This is a genomic window from Campylobacter sp. IFREMER_LSEM_CL908 (genome assembly GCF_025771545.1).
Taxonomy (GTDB): Bacteria; Campylobacterota; Campylobacteria; order Campylobacterales; family Campylobacteraceae; genus Campylobacter_D; species Campylobacter_D lari_D.
The window spans coordinates 37,477-56,116 of sequence record NZ_JAKMQK010000009.1 but is presented as its reverse complement, the minus strand read 5'-3'; the positions used below and the strand labels follow the sequence as shown (position 1 = coordinate 56,116).

Annotated in this window: 25 protein-coding genes; 3 read left to right on the top strand and 22 right to left on the bottom strand. The window is 29.8% G+C overall.

Going from position 1 to position 18,640, the window contains the following annotated elements; all coding sequences use genetic code 11:
* Positions 1–3: 3 nt before the first annotated feature.
* The 22 genes from L8U04_RS04900 to L8U04_RS04795 all read right to left on the bottom strand — a co-directional run bounded on the left by L8U04_RS04900 (position 4) and on the right by L8U04_RS04795 (position 16,756).
* Positions 4–996 (bottom strand): tetratricopeptide repeat protein, encoded by a 993-nt coding sequence (locus L8U04_RS04900; protein ID WP_263661934.1) that lies wholly within the window; start codon positions 994–996, stop codon positions 4–6.
* Positions 997–1,007: 11 nt separating this feature from the next.
* On the bottom strand, positions 1,008–1,493 hold the full coding sequence (pal, locus tag L8U04_RS04895; protein ID WP_133319660.1) for a peptidoglycan-associated lipoprotein Pal: 486 nt from the start codon (positions 1,491–1,493) through the stop codon (positions 1,008–1,010).
* Between the two features lie 66 nt (positions 1,494–1,559).
* A complete protein-coding gene (tolB, locus tag L8U04_RS04890; RefSeq protein WP_263709548.1) occupies positions 1,560–2,759 on the bottom strand; it encodes a Tol-Pal system protein TolB in 1,200 nt (399 codons plus the stop codon).
* Entirely contained in the window at positions 2,759–3,535 is a 777-nt protein-coding gene (locus L8U04_RS04885) for a TonB C-terminal domain-containing protein (protein WP_263665001.1), read from the bottom strand. The genes tolB and L8U04_RS04885 overlap by 1 nt, the downstream gene beginning before the upstream one ends.
* Positions 3,536–3,538: 3 nt before the next feature.
* On the bottom strand, positions 3,539–3,928 hold the full coding sequence (locus L8U04_RS04880) for an ExbD/TolR family protein (RefSeq protein ID WP_133319663.1): 390 nt from the start codon (positions 3,926–3,928) through the stop codon (positions 3,539–3,541).
* A complete protein-coding gene (locus tag L8U04_RS04875; RefSeq protein WP_220566504.1) occupies positions 3,929–4,489 on the bottom strand; it encodes a MotA/TolQ/ExbB proton channel family protein in 561 nt (186 codons plus the stop codon). It abuts the gene before it with no gap.
* Entirely contained in the window at positions 4,489–4,881 is a 393-nt protein-coding gene (gene atpC / locus L8U04_RS04870; protein WP_133319665.1) for an ATP synthase F1 subunit epsilon, read from the bottom strand. The genes L8U04_RS04875 and atpC overlap by 1 nt, the downstream gene beginning before the upstream one ends.
* A gap of 2 nt (positions 4,882–4,883) precedes the next feature.
* Positions 4,884–6,281, bottom strand: coding sequence for a F0F1 ATP synthase subunit beta (atpD, locus tag L8U04_RS04865; RefSeq protein WP_133319666.1), 1,398 nt, complete (start codon positions 6,279–6,281; stop codon positions 4,884–4,886).
* Between the two features lie 14 nt (positions 6,282–6,295).
* Entirely contained in the window at positions 6,296–7,180 is an 885-nt protein-coding gene (gene atpG, locus L8U04_RS04860) for an ATP synthase F1 subunit gamma (protein ID WP_263659716.1), read from the bottom strand.
* Positions 7,181–7,189: 9 nt separating this feature from the next.
* Complete coding sequence (atpA, locus tag L8U04_RS04855) at positions 7,190–8,695, bottom strand: F0F1 ATP synthase subunit alpha (protein WP_133319668.1); 1,506 nt, start codon at positions 8,693–8,695, stop codon at positions 7,190–7,192.
* Positions 8,696–8,704: 9 nt separating this feature from the next.
* The gene (locus tag L8U04_RS04850) at positions 8,705–9,226 is read right to left on the bottom strand and encodes a F0F1 ATP synthase subunit delta (protein WP_133319669.1); all 522 of its coding nucleotides are present in this window, start codon (positions 9,224–9,226) and stop codon (positions 8,705–8,707) included.
* Positions 9,226–9,738: a F0F1 ATP synthase subunit B gene (locus L8U04_RS04845; protein ID WP_263659715.1), complete on the bottom strand. Its 513-nt coding sequence runs from the start codon at positions 9,736–9,738 to the stop codon at positions 9,226–9,228. Before L8U04_RS04845 ends, L8U04_RS04850 begins: the two co-directional genes overlap by 1 nt.
* A 9-nt stretch (positions 9,739–9,747) precedes the next feature.
* Positions 9,748–10,173, bottom strand: a complete 426-nt coding sequence (locus tag L8U04_RS04840; RefSeq protein ID WP_133319671.1) for a FoF1 ATP synthase subunit B' — start codon at positions 10,171–10,173, stop codon at positions 9,748–9,750.
* A 63-nt stretch (positions 10,174–10,236) separates the two neighbouring features.
* Positions 10,237–11,088 (bottom strand): ParB/RepB/Spo0J family partition protein, encoded by an 852-nt coding sequence (locus tag L8U04_RS04835; RefSeq protein WP_263659714.1) that lies wholly within the window; start codon positions 11,086–11,088, stop codon positions 10,237–10,239.
* 3 nt (positions 11,089–11,091) lie between these two features.
* Entirely contained in the window at positions 11,092–11,874 is a 783-nt protein-coding gene (locus L8U04_RS04830) for a ParA family protein (RefSeq protein WP_012660935.1), read from the bottom strand.
* Entirely contained in the window at positions 11,871–12,506 is a 636-nt protein-coding gene (locus L8U04_RS04825) for a biotin--[acetyl-CoA-carboxylase] ligase (protein ID WP_263660720.1), read from the bottom strand. The genes L8U04_RS04830 and L8U04_RS04825 overlap by 4 nt, the downstream gene beginning before the upstream one ends.
* Positions 12,487–13,398, bottom strand: coding sequence for a methionyl-tRNA formyltransferase (gene fmt, locus L8U04_RS04820; protein WP_263709547.1), 912 nt, complete (start codon positions 13,396–13,398; stop codon positions 12,487–12,489). Before fmt ends, L8U04_RS04825 begins: the two co-directional genes overlap by 20 nt.
* On the bottom strand, positions 13,395–13,862 hold the full coding sequence (locus L8U04_RS04815) for a DUF6194 family protein (RefSeq protein ID WP_133319675.1): 468 nt from the start codon (positions 13,860–13,862) through the stop codon (positions 13,395–13,397). The genes fmt and L8U04_RS04815 overlap by 4 nt, the downstream gene beginning before the upstream one ends.
* Positions 13,862–14,905, bottom strand: coding sequence for a GTPase ObgE (gene obgE, locus L8U04_RS04810; RefSeq protein WP_263660718.1), 1,044 nt, complete (start codon positions 14,903–14,905; stop codon positions 13,862–13,864). The genes L8U04_RS04815 and obgE overlap by 1 nt, the downstream gene beginning before the upstream one ends.
* A 95-nt stretch (positions 14,906–15,000) precedes the next feature.
* The gene (rpmA, locus tag L8U04_RS04805) at positions 15,001–15,255 is read right to left on the bottom strand and encodes a 50S ribosomal protein L27 (protein WP_039649045.1); all 255 of its coding nucleotides are present in this window, start codon (positions 15,253–15,255) and stop codon (positions 15,001–15,003) included.
* A gap of 10 nt (positions 15,256–15,265) precedes the next feature.
* Positions 15,266–15,574, bottom strand: a complete 309-nt coding sequence (gene rplU / locus L8U04_RS04800; protein ID WP_263659711.1) for a 50S ribosomal protein L21 — start codon at positions 15,572–15,574, stop codon at positions 15,266–15,268.
* Between the two features lie 150 nt (positions 15,575–15,724).
* Entirely contained in the window at positions 15,725–16,756 is a 1,032-nt protein-coding gene (locus tag L8U04_RS04795; RefSeq protein ID WP_263661646.1) for a cytochrome-c peroxidase, read from the bottom strand.
* A 198-nt stretch (positions 16,757–16,954) separates the two neighbouring features.
* Between L8U04_RS04795 and plsY the strand changes: the two genes are divergently transcribed.
* From plsY to hsrA, 3 genes are all read left to right on the top strand, one after another.
* A complete protein-coding gene (gene plsY / locus L8U04_RS04790; RefSeq protein WP_263659709.1) occupies positions 16,955–17,566 on the top strand; it encodes a glycerol-3-phosphate 1-O-acyltransferase PlsY in 612 nt (203 codons plus the stop codon).
* A complete protein-coding gene (locus L8U04_RS04785; RefSeq protein WP_133319680.1) occupies positions 17,551–17,868 on the top strand; it encodes a dihydroneopterin aldolase in 318 nt (105 codons plus the stop codon). Before plsY ends, L8U04_RS04785 begins: the two co-directional genes overlap by 16 nt.
* 77 nt (positions 17,869–17,945) lie before the next feature.
* Positions 17,946–18,620 carry a homeostatic response regulator transcription factor HsrA gene (gene hsrA / locus L8U04_RS04780; protein ID WP_133319681.1) on the top strand — a complete coding sequence of 225 codons (675 nt, stop codon included), beginning with the start codon at positions 17,946–17,948 and terminating at the stop codon, positions 18,618–18,620.
* Positions 18,621–18,640 lie beyond the last annotated feature (20 nt).

Sequence of the window (18,640 nt, the reverse complement as noted above, 5' to 3'; positions counted from 1 at the left end):
TTTTTATTTTCTATCTGGCGAAACTTTTGCTTCAGGACTATCAGGATAAGCTGTCTTTAAAGCTTTGTAAAATTTATTAGCACTTTTTGGATCCCCAACTTTATCTAAGCTAATAGCCGTATGATAAAGTAATTTTGGCACATAATCACCCTTGGTGCTTATAGCAGAACTTTTTTTGTAAAATCCCAAAGCGCCTGCATAATCTTTTTGTTTATATCTTATCTCTCCAAGCCAAAAAGTAGATCTAGCAGGTTTATAATGGATACTAATTAAATGCTCAAATTTTTCTTTTGCATCATCAAATTGATTTTTATTGGTTTCATCAATAGCTTTTTTTAAAATTTCGCTAGATTGCAGTTTTTTCCAACTATCATCTTTCGCTTGAACAATTTCTTTTTCCAAAGTCGTATTTGTTTCTTTAATGACTTCTTGTGTTTTATTGCTTTCGCTAGCAATAGGAACAACTTGGATATTATTTGTTTGATTTTGCACTCTAGCTATTTCCGATTGAAAAAAAGTTATGGTTTGGTTCATATCTTCTTTAGAAACATAATCATCATTAATTTTATTGATCAAAGTTGTTATTTCGCTCAATACTTTTTGAATTTCTTGGTGATTTTTTTCTTGAATTTGCCTATTTTCTTCTACATAAGCTCTTAAATTTTGAATTTCTTTTGTGATATTTGCATCAAAATTTTGATAGTTTTCTTCTAGTGAAAGTAATTTTGTATTTGCTTTAGAATATTGAGCATTTAAACCCTCGGTTACACTTTGTAAACCTTCTATATTTTCTACAGCAGTATTTATCTTACTAGTCAAATTAGTATAATATTCATTTAAAGCTTTTAAGCGTTCTTGATTTTCGTATTGTAATTTTTCGTTTTGAGTTAAGCCATAAGGTGTTTTTGTATCTACTTTTCCTGCATCAAATGCTGAAATTTCAGCGTATAAAAAAGTAGCTCCTAAAAGAGCTACTGATAATAATTTGATTTTCATTTATTTAAAACTTATTTTGATAATTTAAATTCTGCACGACGATTTTGCGCATCACAAGCTTTTGTTCTTTCAGTACATACAGGATTAGTTTCTCCATAACTTTTTACGCTTATTCTATCTGCGCTAACACCTTGAGCTACTAAAGATTCTTTAACAGCTTTAGCTCTTTTTAAACCTAGAGCTTGATTATATTCATCAGTTCCCCATTCATCGCAGTTTCCCTCAACTACAATTGCAGCATTCGCGGCTTCTTTGTTGAAAATTTCAGCATTATCTGCAACAACTTTTTGCATATCTTTTCTAACATTAAATTTATCAAAATCAAAATACACATTTGCAATAGAATTTAAAGATTCAAGATTTTCAAATCTATCAGAACCACCACTACCTTTTGATCCATCTACACTACTTGAACTGCTTACACTAGTATTTTTTGTAGCACAACCACTTACAATAACAGCAAACGCAGTAATTGAAGCAAAAATGATTTTTTTCATTGCTTTTCCCCTTTTTTATTTAAAAATCATGTTTAATTATAACAAAAAAAATACAATTTTGATATTTTACCAATCAATTGATTGAATTTTACCCACCTTTAAACCATAATGAAAAGCCCTATTTGCATTAATTCTAATGACTCCTAAGGCACTTTGTGAACCTAAATATTTAATAAATACTACACTTTCTCCATCACTTGAAAATCTTGGAAAAAGATTTTTACCATTTGCAGTGAGTTGTCTTATATAATCACTTTGGGTTGACATTAAATAAAGATTAAAAACCCCACTTTGATTTACCTCCCTGCTAGAATAAACCATATAATGTTTATAGGTAGAAACTGAAGAATTATTTTTACCATGAAAAACTACTTGTTCTGTTAAATTAGAATCTAAATTTTGCATAAAAATATTTGGATAACCTAAACGATCTGATACAAATACGATTTTTTTATCATCATCTACAAAGTTGCCATTTACATCAATACCCATATAATTTGTAATCTGTTTTAAATCTTTTGTATCTGTATCATACAAATACACATCTGGCTGATCTTTTGGCGCCATAGTAAGTAAAATTTTTTTACCATCATCGCTAACATCAGAAGCAACCATCATACCCTTACTAGCAATGATTTTTGTGATGTTTTTATTTTTCATATTATATTTATAAAGTGTTGGAATTTCATCTTCATAAGCAGTGAAATAAAATGCATCTTGTTCTTTATTTGCCCATTTGGGAAATAAATTTAAACCTTTTGATATTAATATCTTTTGATAAGTTAAAGTATAATCTGCTAACAAAATATCACTTTGCTTATTACCTTGAGTTCTAGCTATTAAAATTTTATGATCCATCCAATCAACTGGTGCAAAACCTAATTTTCTATTCATTTGAGCGACACTTCTATGTGCTAAAAATGGATATTCTTCAATGGAAAGAATTTGCTCATAAAATCTCGTTTTTGTTTCATTTGCAGCTAAAATTTCAACATCAATATCCAAAAGCTTACCATTTTTATTTAAAACATAAGAAAAAATATAATCACCTTGTTTTTCATCTTGAGTTAATTCAAAATTTGAACTCACTTTTATATCATTAACAAGCATATTATAAAAGCTTTTTTTAAGATCTAAATCATTCAATCTTGATTGATCTTTAATATAAATTTTAGGTAATTGCATACCTTTATTTACAACAGATATTGTCGCATCTTGCCCAAATAATACTGAACAAAAAAATAAAAACGCTAATATTTTTTTCATCACTTCTCCGTTTTAAACTCAATTATATCACTAAGTTTCATTTTAATTTTTCTTATTTTACCATTTGGAGGTAAAGTTATGTATTTTCCTTCTAAATTTTGCAAAAATTCTTTTGCCTTTTTATCAAAATTATCACTATGTGCACTAGTGGTACTTAACAAATAAAAATATCCGTTATTATCAATTACAAATTCTACTTCTATACTTAAATTACCACTAGGATTGTATATTCTCCATCTATCTTCAAGATGTTTTCTAACAGCACCTAAAAATTGATCATAAACTCCTATTTTTTGTTCTATAACAGATTGTCCTAGTTCTTGATTAATTTGTAGATTTTCATTTAATTGCTTAGAAAAATCATTGATTTTTTCTCTTTGAGTAAAAGTGGGTTTTTTCGATGGCATTGAAGATTGCACTTTTGTAGTTTTTTCTTCTTGATAGTCTTCTATTTTGCCAAATAACTCATTGAAAACACTAGCTTGTTGTTCTACATTTTGAGTATTAACATTTTTATTTGTAGTGTATTTTTGCAAAAGATTCTCTTCAAATAAACTTTGCAAATTTTCCTTTTGTAACTCTTGTATCATATTTACTTGATTTTGATTTATACTATCTCCAAGTTCTATATTAATAAAACTATTGGGATCAATGGTATATTCAATAGCTTTTGGCTTATATTCGACTAACTTAAAAAATACTAAAAAAACAACAAAAAAATAAACTAAAATCGCATAAGTAAAAGCTTTAAAATTATATGTAGAATTTTCTTCCATTTTTTACTCAGTTTGCAAAGCAACTTTTTGAAAACCCAAATGCTTCATTGTTCTTAAAACACTCATTACATCATCATATTTTAAATTCTTATCCGCTCTAATGAAAACTGTTTCTTGAGTATTATATTGCACTTTTAATGCATTCATATTATCCGCAAAACTTAAAAAATTAAATTTATCTTTTCCTATAAAAATTTCTTTTTTTGCATTAATTGTTATAATTAAACTTTTGATATTTGGAGCACTTGAAGTTTTTTGTGAACCTTGAGGAAGTTGAACTTTTTCTTCATATGTAATACTTGGTGCTGTTACCATTAAAATAGCAAGCAATACAAGCATAATATCCACTAAAGGTGTAATATTTAGTTCGGGTTTTTCTTCTAAAAACATCAATTAAACCTTTGCTGAACTTACTAATACTTTTATCTCACTATCTAAAATATTAATTAGTTCATAAGCTTTGCGTTTGATAATCAAATGAAAACTATATGCGGGAATTGCCACTAAAATTCCACAACCTGTAGCTACCAAAGCTTCACTAATTTTTGGTGCAATAATACTCAAAGAATTTTGCATTTCTAAACCACCAAAAGTTTCAAGTATAGAAATAACTGTACCAAAAAGACCTATAAAAGGAGAGGTTGAAGCAATAATACTAAGCCAAGTTAATCCAATTGTGGCTTTTTTTTCAACAGAATTTTTATAAATATTCATCTTAGTTTCATCAATCTCAATACATTTTTTTAAAATTGATGCACTTTGGCTTAAATCCCTCTCTCCTCTCATCAAAGCTTCTAAAGCCTGACTTTCATCTTGCATCCATTTATTAATAAGCATTAATCTTGAGAATAAAATGCTAAAACTAAGTATAAAATACACCGAAAGCCAAGCCAATACAATATAAGTAATTAAGCTTGTATTTTCAAAAAAATGAAAAATTGATTGAAAATCCACTATTTTTGCCTTACATTATTATCCATCTTAGCAAAAGTAGAAGCTAAAGCAACACTATCACTACTCATAGATTTGATTAAATCTTTTGCATCTGCTAATCTTTTTGCTATTTCACTATCACTATTTCCTCCAACCCACACAGCACCTTTTGCTAAAACACTTACTTTCGTTTCAGAAACTTTCGCATGACCTGAATCAATAGCAACTAACTCATGGGTAGAATCTGATTTTTCTATATCTATAATCCCTGCCCTTAAAGAAGAAATTAAAGATGCATGTCCTTTTAAAACACCAAATTCACCTTCACTTCCAGGAAGAACAATAGATTTTACATTATCATTGTAAATCATACCAAGAGGCGTTACCACCTCTATATGTATTAAATTATCCATTATTAAGCCTTAAGTTTTTCTGCTTTTTCAATAACTTCATCAATTCCACCTACCATATAGAAAGCATTTTCAGGTAAATGGTCATATTTTCCTTCTAAAATACCTTTAAAACCTGCTATTGTATCTTCTAAACTAATATATTTACCAGGACTTCCTGTAAATACTTCAGCAACGAAGAATGGTTGAGATAGGAATTTTTCAATTTTTCTTGCTCTTTCAACGATCAATTTATCTTCTTCACTCAATTCATCCATACCTAAAATAGCAATAATATCTTGCAAATCTTTGTATTTTTGAAGTACTGATTGTACTCCACGAGCTACTTTATAATGCTCTTCACCAATAATTTGTGGATCAAGCATTCTTGAAGTAGAATCAAGCGGATCAACAGCTGGATAAATACCTTTTTCAGCAATTGATCTATTTAAAACCGTAGTTGCATCTAAATGCGCAAAAACAGTTGCAGGAGCAGGGTCTGTTAAATCATCTGCTGGCACATAAACTGCTTGAACTGAAGTAATAGAACCTTTTTTAGTTGAAGTAATTCTTTCTTGGAATTTACCCATTTCGCTAGCTAAAGTTGGTTGATAGCCAACAGCTGAAGGAATTCTTCCTAAAAGTGCCGACATTTCGGAACCTGATTGTGAAAATCTAAAGATATTATCAATAAACATCAACACATCAAGTCCCATTTCATCTCTAAAATACTCAGCCATAGTAAGACCTGTTAAAGCAATACGATTTCTTGCTCCTGGTGGTTCATTCATTTGACCATAACATAATGCAACTTTATCTAAAACATTACTTTCTTTCATTTCATTGTAAAGATCATTACCCTCGCGAGTTCTTTCACCAACACCTGCAAAAACAGAATAACCGCTATGTTTAAATGCAACATTGTGGATTAACTCCATAATAATAACGGTTTTACCAACACCTGCACCACCAAAAAGTCCTACTTTGCCACCTTTTGCATAAGGAGCTAACAAATCAACTACCTTAATACCTGTTTCAAAAATTTCACTTTTTGTACTTTGCTCTTCAAATGGAGGTGGATCTCTATGGATTGACCAATGTTTATCAAAATTGATCTCTTCGCCCTCATCAATCAAATCACCTGTTACATTGAAAATTCTTCCAAGTACTTTTTCACCCACTGGAACGCTAATTGGGTTTCCAGTCGCAACAGCCGTTAAACCCCTAACAAGACCATCAGTCATATCCATAGCGATAGTTCTTACTTTATTATCACCCAAATGCGCAGCTACTTCAAGCACTAGCTTGCATTCTTTTCCTTCTAATTCATAATTTACAATTATAGCTTCGTTAATTTGCGGAAGATATTCTTTAAATTCAACATCAACCACTGGTCCTAAAACTTGAGAAATAAAACCTTGCATCATCACTCCTAAATTTATTTCATTGACTCAACACCACTGATAATTTCTATCAATTCGGTGGTAATAGATTCTTGTCTTGCTTTATTATAAGCTAAATTGAGTTGTTTAACTCTAGCTTTTGCATTATTGGTTGCATTATCCATAGCTTGCATTCTTGCACTATGCTCAGCCGCCAAAGAATCAACTAAAGAAAAATACATATTATATTCAAAATAAGTTTTTAATAAATCATTTAAAATTTCTTCATCTTCAGGTTCTAAATCCATTAAAGATTGAGACTCTTGTTCTTCTTTGCTCGCAATAGCTTGCACTGGTAATAATTCATTAATACGAATTTCTTGTGAAATCATATTTTTATAGCCATTATGTACAATTACAACCTTATCTGTAACTTCATTTATAAAATCATCAACTGCATTTTCAATAATAGCACAAGCTTTTTCATAATCAGGGCTAGAGCTTGTGTCTAAATATTTTTCTAAAATTTCAATATTTTGAAAATTAAAATACTCTATACCTGTTTTACCAATAGCTCTTAATCTTACTTTGATTTTTTTTGCTTTACAATCTTCAAGCATTTCATTTACTGTTTTAATAGTTTTAATGTTAAAACCACCGCATAAACCTTTATCAGCAGTAATGAAAATAATATCCATTTTCTCAATATTGTCTTTTTTTCTAAAAAACGGAAGTTTATCATCAAGTCCTTCGTATTGATTAATCTTGAAAGCAATTTCAGATAAAACTTCATCAATTTTTTGAGCAAAAACTTTTGACTTTTTAGCTGCCTCTTCTGCCTTTCTTAATTTGGCAGTAGAGACAAGCTTCATAGCATTAGTTGTCTTTTGTGTATTATGAACACTTTTTATTTTTCTTTTAATTTCTTTTAAATTAGACATTTAAAAACCTTATATGTGGTTTGCTTTAAACTCACTCAATGCTTTAGCTAATTTTTCTTCTAAATCTTTATCTAAAGCCTTTTTGGTTCTAATTTGCTCAAAAATTTCTGGATATTTAGCTTCAATAAATGGATATAAAGCTGCTTCAAATTCTCCAATTTTAGAAACTGCTATATCATCTAAATATCCTTTAGTTCCCGCATAAATCATCACTACTTGATTTTCAGCTGAAAGCGGAGAATATGGAGGTTGCTTTAAAACTTCAACCATTCTTTGTCCGCGTTCAAGTTGCTTTCTACTTGCTTCATCTAAATCACTTGCAAATTGTGCAAAAGCTTGCAATTCTCTATATTGAGCTAAGTCAAGTCTTAAGGTACCTGAAACTTGTTTTGTTGCTTTAATTTGTGCAGCACCACCAACACGAGACACAGATAAACCAACATTAATCGCAGGACGAATACCTGAGTTAAACAAATCTGTCTCTAAGAAAATTTGACCATCGGTAATTGAAATAACATTGGTTGGAATGTAAGCTGAAACATCCCCTGCTTGAGTTTCAATAATAGGTAATGCTGTTAAGCTTCCTGCACCAAGCTCATCACTTAATTTACTTGCTCTTTCAAGCAATCTTGAATGTAAATAAAATACATCCCCTGGATAAGCTTCACGACCCGGAGGACGACGCAAAATCAAAGACATTTCACGATAGGCAACAGCATGCTTACTCAAATCATCATAAACAATCAACGCATGTCTTGAGTTATCTCTAAAATACTCACCCATAGTTACACCTGTATATGGAGCAAGATATTGCAATGCAGCAGGATCTGAAGCACCTGCATTTACCACTATACTATAATCCATTGCGCCGTATTCTTCAAGCTTTTTAACTACTTGAGCCACTGTGCTTTGTTTTTGACCAATTGCCACATAAATACAAATAACATCTTTACCTTTTTGACTAATAATCGTATCTATTGCAACAGTAGTTTTACCCGTTTGTCTATCACCAATAATTAGCTCTCTTTGTCCTCTACCAATTGGAACTAAAGCATCAATAGCTTTAATACCCGTATGTAATGGTTCATGAACACTTTTTCTAGCCATAATACCTTTTGCTTTTTCTTCCACAAAGCGATATTCACTTGTTTCAATAGCTCCTTTAGCATCAATTGGCTCACCTAAAGCATTCACAACACGGCCTATCAACGCATCACCAACTGGAACCTTTAGAAGTTTTTTTAATCTTTTTACAGAACTTCCTTCTTTTAAGCCAAGTCCCTTTCCTAAAATAACAATACCAACACTTGATTCTTCAAGGTTAAGCACCATTCCCTTTTCGCCATTTTCAAATTCAACCATCTCACCGGCCATAGCATTTTTAAGACCATAAACCTTAGCAACACCATCAGCAACTGAAATAATCTTACCGGTTTCTTCTATTTCAAGATTAAAATCAAATTTTTCAATTCTTTCTTTTATAATAGAACTAATTTCATCTGCTTTAAATTTCATCAAGTCTCCTTAAATTGCTTTTAATATATATTCATTCATTTTAGCTTTTAAGCTTTGCATTGAAAATGAAATTTCATAACCAAGTCCATCTAAGCTAATTTTTACACTGTCATTATCACTTATTTTACTATCTAATCTAATCTTTGCGTTGAATTTAAGACTAAGTTTTTCTTCTAAATTTTTAATTTCTTCTTCACTTAATTTTTCTTTTGAATAAACTTGCCCTAAAAATTCATTTTCTTTTAATGCTTTTTGTTCACTCAATTCTTTAGTAATGCTTGGAATTAACATCTCTCTATTGTTGCCAACAACTAAGCTCATAAAATTTTTAAAAGCATCACTTGGATTATCTAATAAAGAAAGTATAAAATCTAATTTTTTTTCTTGTTTAAGCTCATAAGCATTTAAAATACTTACAAATTTATCAGAAGCAAAAGCTGAACTAAGTTGTAATAAATTTGAATAAAAATTTTCAAAATCTTTTCTTTCTAATATAGCTTTTGCATAGGTTTTTGCAATTACACTTTCCATCAAGACACCTTTTTCATCATGATATTTAAAATTTCTTTTTGCTGAAGCTGTAAACTTTGATCTTCAAAAATTTCTTCTAAAACCGCTTGCACAACTTCTTTTTCCATTCTTCTTATTTCATATTCTTTATGTTCTTCATAAGTTTTTTCTAAAGCCTTAATCTCCATTTTTGTTTCAGCTTCTATTTTATCTGTAATGATTTCTGCTTCTTTTTTTGCAAGAGCAACTGCATTAATTGCTTCTTGTTTAGCTAAATCTAGTTTTTTCATCATTTCTAATTTATGATTTTTGCTTGCAATAAGTTTTTCTTGTATTTCATTCATCCTAGAGGCAATTTTTGCAATTCTTCCGTGGTAAAAATTTTTTAAAGGTGTTGCTATAAAATAATATAAAATAGCAGCAAACAAAACAAAATTAACTGCTCTTGGGATAATATCATACTCGCCACTTCCATTACCTGCTGCAAAAGCATAAAAAGGAAGCACCAATAATAATGTAATTTTTTTCAACATTTATCTTCCTTAAATTTTACTCAAGCTATCTTTAAAGCTTTGCTTAAATTCTGGCATTTTTAACCGCATCTCTTCTTTTAATTCTTTTTCTTTTTCTCTTAGACTTTTTAGAAAAACATGCATTTGTTCTTCTAATTCTTTTTTCTTTATTGATAATTCTTTTTCTTGTTTTATTTTAGCTTCTTCTACTGCTTTTGCTTTGATTTGATTAATCTCATCTCTTGTTTGTATATGAATTTTTTCCAACTCATTTTCTACATTTGAAACATCATCAGAATTTTTTTTCATTTTTTCTTCGTCATTTTTAATGGTCAAATCTCTAGAATCCATAAATTTAATCAAAGGTTTATAGAGTATAGAATTTAAAATTGCTATCATGAGCAAAAAAATGACACCAGTAGCTATCATGATGGAAAAATGTACATCATTAAACATTAATACTCCTAAATAAATCTAAATAAAACGCGCAATTATACCAAAATATACCTAAAAGCATATTTAATCTAGTATTTTTAAAAATTTTAAAATCTCATTTTCGTCAGAAAAATTAACAATAATTTTTAAATCTTTCACCACTGTCTTAAATCCAAAAGATTCTATTTTTTCTTTTAAATTTAATATAGATTGATTTTGCTTATTTAAATTTGTATTTTTTTCTAAATTATTTGAATTTTTAAAATTTTTAATCAGTTTTTCTGTATCTCTTACATTAAGTTTTTGACCTATTATAGTATCAACTATCATTTTTTCTTCTTCTTTTTCAAGTCCTACTAAAACTTTTGCATGACCTTGTGAAATTTTACCTTCTATAATGAAATTTTGTGTTTGCTCATTTAAATTTAAAAGTCTTAAGGTATTAGCAATTTGTGGTCTTGACTTGTGAATAAGATCTGCTAATTTTTCTTGAGTTATGTCATGAATTTCCAATAATTCTTTATAAGAATGTGCCAATTCTATAGGATTTAAATTTTCCCTTTGGATATTTTCAATCAAAGCAAGCTCGCGTAATTTTATATCATCCACATTTAAAACTACGGCTTTAATCTGTTCTTTTTCTAAAAGCTTACATGCTCTAAATCTTCTCTCGCCAGCTATTATAATATAATCAAATTCATCTTTTTTAAAAACTACAATAGGCTGAATTAAACCATATTCTTTAATAGACCCCGCAAGCTCTTCTAAAGCTTGTGTATCAAAATTTTTCCTTGGCTGATAAGGATTTGGACTAATTAAATCTATATCAATTTCTTCTATTTTGCCTTCTTTTGATCCTAATTCTTTTTCATAAACCTCATCAATATCAGCCAAAATACTACTTAAACCTCTTCCTAATGCACTTTTTTTTGCCATTTTTTATCCTAATATAGAATGTGCTAAATTTTGATATGCTACTGAACCTGGGGATTTTATATCATAAAGTATAATAGGTTTTCCATAACTTGGACTTTCAGCAAGTTTTACATTTCTTGGTATGATGATAAAATCATCTTCATTATCACCTGTTCTAAATAGCTTTTGCTTGAAATTTTGCTTTAAATCTTCCACGGTATCTTTTGAAAGATTATTTTGTGAGCTATACATAGTTGGTAAAAAACCTTTTATTTTTAACTTTGGGTTGATAGTTTTTTTCACAAATTTTATGGTGTTTAAAACCATCGCAACACCCTCAAGCGCATAAAATTCACATTGTATAGGGATAATAACACTATCACTTGCTGCAAAAGCATTTACCGTAATGCTTCCAAGTGCAGGAGGTGAGTCAATGATAATAAAATCATAATCTTTAGCAATTTCTTTGATTTTTTCTCTTAAAATCGTTCTATATTCTCCGCTTTCTTTTACTACTTCTTGTTCAATTCCAACCAAAGAAATATTTGATGGAGCTAAGTATAATTGTGGAAGTTCAGTTTTTAAAATGATTTCAGAAAGTTTTTTCCTGCCTATAAAAACATGGTAAATATTATACTCATAATTACTTCTATTAAAACCAAGTCCTGTTGTAGCATTAGCTTGTGGATCAATATCTATCAAAAGAACCTTTTTTTCAGCTACTGCTAAAGAAGCCGCTAGATTAATAGCGGTAGTAGTTTTACCTACCCCGCCTTTTTGATTTGCAATAGTTATTATCTCACTCATCTTAAACTATATATCCTTTTATTATCTAACAATATAGAACCATCTTTATACAACAAAGCATCTTTTAAAGATAAAATCTTACCTTCATTATGTATAAAAAAATTTCTTGATTTTTCAAATTCTAGCATATACTTGCTAAAAATATTCTTCCATAAAATTTTCTCATCTACATAAGAAAAATACTCATTTAAAAGTTTTGCTATATCTACTTCTATATCTAAAATTTCAGCATTAAATGGAGCATATTTAAGATTAATCCCTATTCCTACAACCAAAAAATCATTGATTTTAGAACTCATCAATCCACCTATTTTTTTATCTTCTATATAAAAATCATTAGGCCATTTAATCCATACTTTAGAATTTTTTCTTTGCAATACTTCTTTCATTAAAAATGCAAAATATATACTAGCAGAAGCCAAAGGAAGATCTTGTGCTAATTCTTGAGTTTTTATGCAAAAAGATACATGTAAATTTCCTTGCTTACTTTGCCAAGTATTGTCCCTACTACCTATACCAGCACTTTGGATAAAAGTACAAATGGCTGTATTGTTAGTAATTTCTCCACTACGAATTTTATCACTTAAATAAATTTGAGTTGATTCAAGCTCATCAAAATAAACTATCTCCAAGTTTTAACCTTTTTCCATTTAAATAAGTCTTAGCGTCTAAAGCCTTTTTTCCACTTTCTTGTAAATTTTTAATCCTTAAAACACCTTTTTTACATGAAAGCAAAAAGCCTTCCTTTTCTATTTGTAAAATCACGCCTGATTTTTGAGTTTTTTCACTATCGACTAATTCTATATCTAAAAATTTCAAACCATTTTCTAAAAAAATTCCAGGCCAAGGTGTAAAAGCTAAAAATTTTTGATAAATTTCATTTGCATTATTTAAAGCAATCAAGCCATCTTCTTTTTTGATTTTTTTACAATGTGTAACTAAATTTTCATCTTGTTTTTTTGGGATAATTTTTTCAAAATTCAAAAGCGTAGAAACAGTAAGTTTAGCAGCTAAATTTGAAAGCATAATAAACACTTCAGCTGAATTTTTACCTGCGATATCACATTCTATACTTTCTAAGATTGCACCACTATCAAGCCCTTCTTCCATAAGCATAGTACAAACCCCGCTTATTTTATCCCCATTTAAAATAGCGCTTTGTATAGGCGAAGCCCCGCGATATTTAGGAAGTAAGGAAGCGTGCAAATTGATACAAGGAGCAATATCTAAAATTTCTTTTGGTAAAATCTTCCCATAAGCAGCAACAACTATAAAATCAGGTTTTAGGCTTTTTATTCTATTAGTTATGTTTTCATCTTTTAAGTCTTTTGGAGTGAAAATTTCTATATTTAAATTATTTTCTAAAATAAATTTTTTAGTATCACTTGGAGTTAGAATTTGCTTTCTACCCACAGGTTTGTCAGGTTGAGTAAATAAAGCTTGGATATTAAACCCTTTGTCAACAAGCTCTTTTAAAATACAAGTTGCATAAGATGGAGTTCCCATAAAAATGATATTTTTCATAATACCACTATCCTTTTTTTATAAGTTTTTATAGCTTTTTGATATGAAAGCTCAAGATAATCTTTAAAAATTTCAAAATTTTTTCTAGAAGGGTTGTTGATGCAAATATATCCCATATAAGCATAAATTGGATGAGGCATGATAAAATCAAGCATAGAAAAATCATAATTTAAACTAACAACCTCACCCTTTAAAGCTTTTTTAGGTTTTTTACCAAAAAGATTTTGGTAATCTTGATCACAAAGAGAGCAACTTAGACGAAATACACCTTCTCTATTTAAATTCGAAGCTTTATCATTTATGCCATCATTTTCTTTAATAGTGCAAAAATAAACTCCGTTTTTTAAAACCTTATCGGGATTATAAAAAAAGCTATGTTCTTTATAAGTAAATTTATATACCAAGCCTTTAAAATTAGACTTGATATATTCTTGAATAAAATCTATAGTTAAATTTTCACTCATCAAAGATTATTTTGACTTCTAATTTTTTTAACTTCTTCTAAAAGCATAAATTTAAGCTCTTTAAGTCCGGTTTTTTCAAGGCTTGATACTTTAACAAAAAAGCTTTGTGGATTATTTTGACTTTGCAAATAAGCTTTTAGCTCATTATAATCTTCTTCCATTTTTTGTGCAAATTCTTCGCCTAAATTTACGCTATCACTTTTTGAAAGCATTAAGCCAAAATTTCTTGCATAAAGTTTGCTTGAAAATTTTTCCAATTCTTTTCTTAAAATACAAAATTGCTCTTTTAAGCTCATATCTCTTAATGGATCAAGCACAAAAAGCAAAAAAGAAGTTCTTTCTATGTGTCTTAAAAACTCAAGTCCCAAACCCCTACCATCGCTTGCACCTTCTATAATACCTGGGATATCTGCCATCACAAAAGAATTATAATCATCTACTTCAACCATACCAAGTTTTGGAGTTAAAGTAGTAAATTCATAATTAGCTATTTCAGGTCTTGCATTAGATACTACGCTTATAAGAGTGGATTTTCCTACATTTGGAAAGCCCACAAGTCCAACATCTGCTATGAGTTTTAATTCTAAGCGCACACTTAAGGTTTTTCCTGCCACACCCGGTTGGGCATAATCTGGGCGTTGATTAGTAGAGTTTTTAAAATGAGTATTACCAAGACCACCTTTACCGCCTTTTAAAAATAATTCTTTTTGGCCTTCTACTAGCATATCAAGTAAAACTTCCCCACTTTGTGCGTCAATTACTTGAGTGCCTTGAGGGACGATTAATTCTAAGCTCTCCCCTCTTTTGCCGTTTTTATTACGACCTAGGCCTGGCTGGCCATTTTGTGCTTTAAGTTCTTTCTTACCCTTAAAGTGTGCTAGCGTATGGGTATTATTGTCACATATAAAATATACATCGCCGCCATTTCCACCATCGCCACCATCAGGCCCACCGAGTGGAACATGTTTTTCACGGCGAAAACTCACAGCACCTTTGCCACCATTACCTGAACTTAAAACTAATTTCACATTATCTATAAACATACAATCACCAAAATATAAATTTTTAAAATAATATTATATTTTTTTTAATATATTAAGATTAAAAAGAAGAAAAAGGCTACAAAGTAGCCTTAAAATTATGCAGGATAAACAGAAACTTTTTTTCTATTTTTATCTTTTCTTTCGAATTTTACAAAACCATCAATTAAAGCAAAAATTGTATGATCTTTTCCTATGCCTACATTATTACCCGCATGAGTTGCTGTTCCTCTTTGGCGGATGATGATGTTGCCAGCGCGAACAAATTCTCCACCAAATTTTTTAACACCTAGACGACGACCTATAGAATCACGATTATTCTGAGTTGAACCTTGACCTTTCTTGTGTGCCATTCTTTACTCCTTAAGCTTTAATATCTACTACTCTAACGCGAGTAAATTGTCTTCTAAAACCGCGTTTTAATTTTGAGTCTTTTCTGCGTCTTTTTTTATAAATTACAACTTTTTTGTCTTTTCCATGAGCAATCACTTCTAAAACAACTTTTGCACCCGCAACAAACGGCGCACCTACCTTTAATTCTTTATCGCATATAGCAAGAACTTCACTTACCTCTATGCTTGATTTTGCTTCAGCTTCAAAACGATCTAGTTTAAGCTCATCACCTTGGCTTACTCTGTATTGTTTTCCACTGTGTTTTATAATAGCATACATACAGCTATCCTTTCTTAAAATATTTTGGTAGCACCATAAAGCATTATGCATAAACATAAATTTAGAAAGCTTTAATGGCTAAAAGCAGTAATTATATCTTGATTTTATATAAAGTAAGCTTAAGACGCAAAAAGCGTCTTAAGATTTAAATTAAAGCTCTGGTTTTGGAGTTTTTTCAGTTGCTTTTGGAAGTTGAGGGTAAGTAATGCTTGGTTTTTTACCTGTTAAGGCATGTAAGAAAGTTTCTATAGAAGCTGCTTCTTTATCAGAAATTTCTATGCCAAGTTGCACACTGCCCATTTCTTTGATTGCTTCTTGTAAAGACCAAATAGCACCATTGTGAAAATACGGAGCAGTTTCAGCAATATTTCTTAAGGTTGGAGTTTTAACTAAGCCATTTGCATCACCTTTAAAATCTCCTACATTTGCAAATTTATATTTAGCTGCTACTTGGAAAGCCTGCATACTACCACCTAAATTTACTCCTGTATGACAAGCTGTACAGCCTTTATCGATGAAAGTTTTCAAACCTTCTTTTTCTTTTTTATTTAATGCTTTTGTATCACCTTCTAAGAATTTATCAAATTTAGATGGAGTTAAAAGTGTTCTTTCAAATGTAGCAATAGCATCTGCAATATTATCAAAAGTTACTCCACTGCTACCATAAACTTTTTTAAATTCTTTTACATATTCTGGCATAGAAGCTATTTTTTCTACTGCTAATTTAGCAGGAGTTGCCATTTCAGGTTCTGCTTCAATTGGTCCTTTTGCTTGATCTGCTAAAGTTCCTGCTCTACCATCCCAAAATTGAGTTGAATTTAAAACTGAGTTATAAACTGTTGGCGAATTTAAATGATGAGGATTAGCTGTCCATTTATGTCCTACAGCAGCCGCTATACCATCAGTACCACCCATACCTAAATTATGACAGGTATTACAAGAAATCAAACCACTTTTAGAAAGTCTTGGCTCAAAATACAGCTTTTTACCAAGGTTAGCTTTCTCTTTAGAGAATTTACTAGCTTTAATACCCATTTCTTTTAATAGTTTTTCAACACCTGTCTGATCTTTTGGTAAAGGTGCCAAACCTGCAGCTTTTGCTTCATCAAGCAAAGCTTTATCGTTAGCAAAAGCAGTTGATGCAACTAATAATGATGCAACTAATAATGAAATTTTTTTCATTATCTACTCCTAAATAAGATAAAATAAAGCCTATTTAAAATAAACTTATTGAAAATATATCTATAATTTTCTTTAAATAATATAAAAAATTTATATTTAACAATAAAAATTATTATAGGAGAAAATATCTCTTAAATATTTATTTCAGGGTTTTTTGCTATTATTACAGAGTTTTACAAAAATCTTAGGGAAAAGTAAATGGAAAATTTAATAATCTATCTTTTAGCTTATCTCATAGGCGCTATACCATTTGGGCTTTTACTAGCTCAAATCTTTGCTAAAACAAACATTAAAAATATGGGTAGTAAAAGTATAGGCGCTACAAATGTTTTAAGGGTAGTAAAAGAAAGCGATCCTAAACTAGCTAAAATACTTGCTATTGCAACCGCTATTTTAGACGCATTAAAAGGAATCATACCTATATTAGTGGCAAAATTTATGGGCTATGATGAAAATATCTTATGGACTATGGCTGTTTTAGCAGTATTTGGGCACTGCTTTTCTCCTTATTTAAAATTTGAAGGTGGTAAAGGAGTGGCTACAGGGGCTGGGGTTTTAGCAGTATTTTTACCTTTTGAAATAATATCTGCGGTTTTAGCTTGGTTTATCATAGGAAAGGTATTTAAAATTTCAAGCTTAGCTTCATTAGGAGCTTTAATTGTTTTAATAGCTACTTCATTTATTTTTCATTATGACATGCCTGTGATCAACACCCATGCACCAATTTTTGTTATTGCATTTATAGTAATTTATAAACATATACCAAATATTTTAAGGCTTATTGGAAAACAAGAATGCAAAGTCATATAAAAGTCAGTTTAGAATTTAAATGTATTATAGGGCTTTTGGATTTTGAAAGAATTCAAGAACAAAAAGTTATTATAGAACTAGAAGCTAAAAGTAAAAAATTTTTAGATTATGCAAAACTTTGTATTAGAATAGAAAAAATTTATAAAAAGAAAAAATTTAAAACTATAGAAAAATCTTTAAAATACATATGCAAGGATATTAAAAAACATAATAAAAAGCTTAAATTTATAAATATCACTTGTTACAAACCTGATATTATCAAAAATGCATGCGTTGGAGCTAGTCTGAGTAAAAAATATTAAAATTTTTTTAAAGAATTTTGAACATTTGCTTAATTTGTGTTATACTTTTGCACTAAAACTATCTTCAAAGGAATAAAATGCGTATTTTAGTTGTAGAAGATGAAGCATCACTTAATAAAACTCTATCAAATACCTTAAATGAGTTTGGCTACCAAAGTGATACTTCAGAAAATTTTAAAGACGCTGAGTATTTTATAGGTATTAGACACTATGATTTAGTATTATCAAATTGGACTATTGGCAATAATGACGCAAGTGATTTAATTAATGCCATTAAGCAAAAATCTCCAAGAACCGCTATAGTTACAATATGCGCAAAAGCAGATAAAGAAAATGAAATCAAAGCTTTGAAAGCTGGAGCAGATGATTATATAAAAAAACCTTTAGATTTTGAAATTTTAATGGCGAGAATTGAAGCTAGACTTAGATTTGGCGGAACAAATGTGATCAAAATCGATGATTTAGTGATTGATCCTGATGAAGAAAAAATCACTTATCAAGGAAAAGATATAGAATTAAAAGGAAAACCTTTTGAAGTTTTAACTCATTTAGCTAGACATTCAGATCAGATTGTGTCAAAAGAACAACTTTTAGATGCTATTTGGGAAGAACCTGAACTTGTAACTCCAAATGTTATAGAGGTTGCAATCAATCAAATAAGACAAAAAATGGATAAACCGCTTAACATCTCTACCATAGAAACCGTGCGTCGTAGAGGGTATCGTTTTTGTTTTCCTAAAAAAACTAACTAAAATTTTAGAATGATTTAATC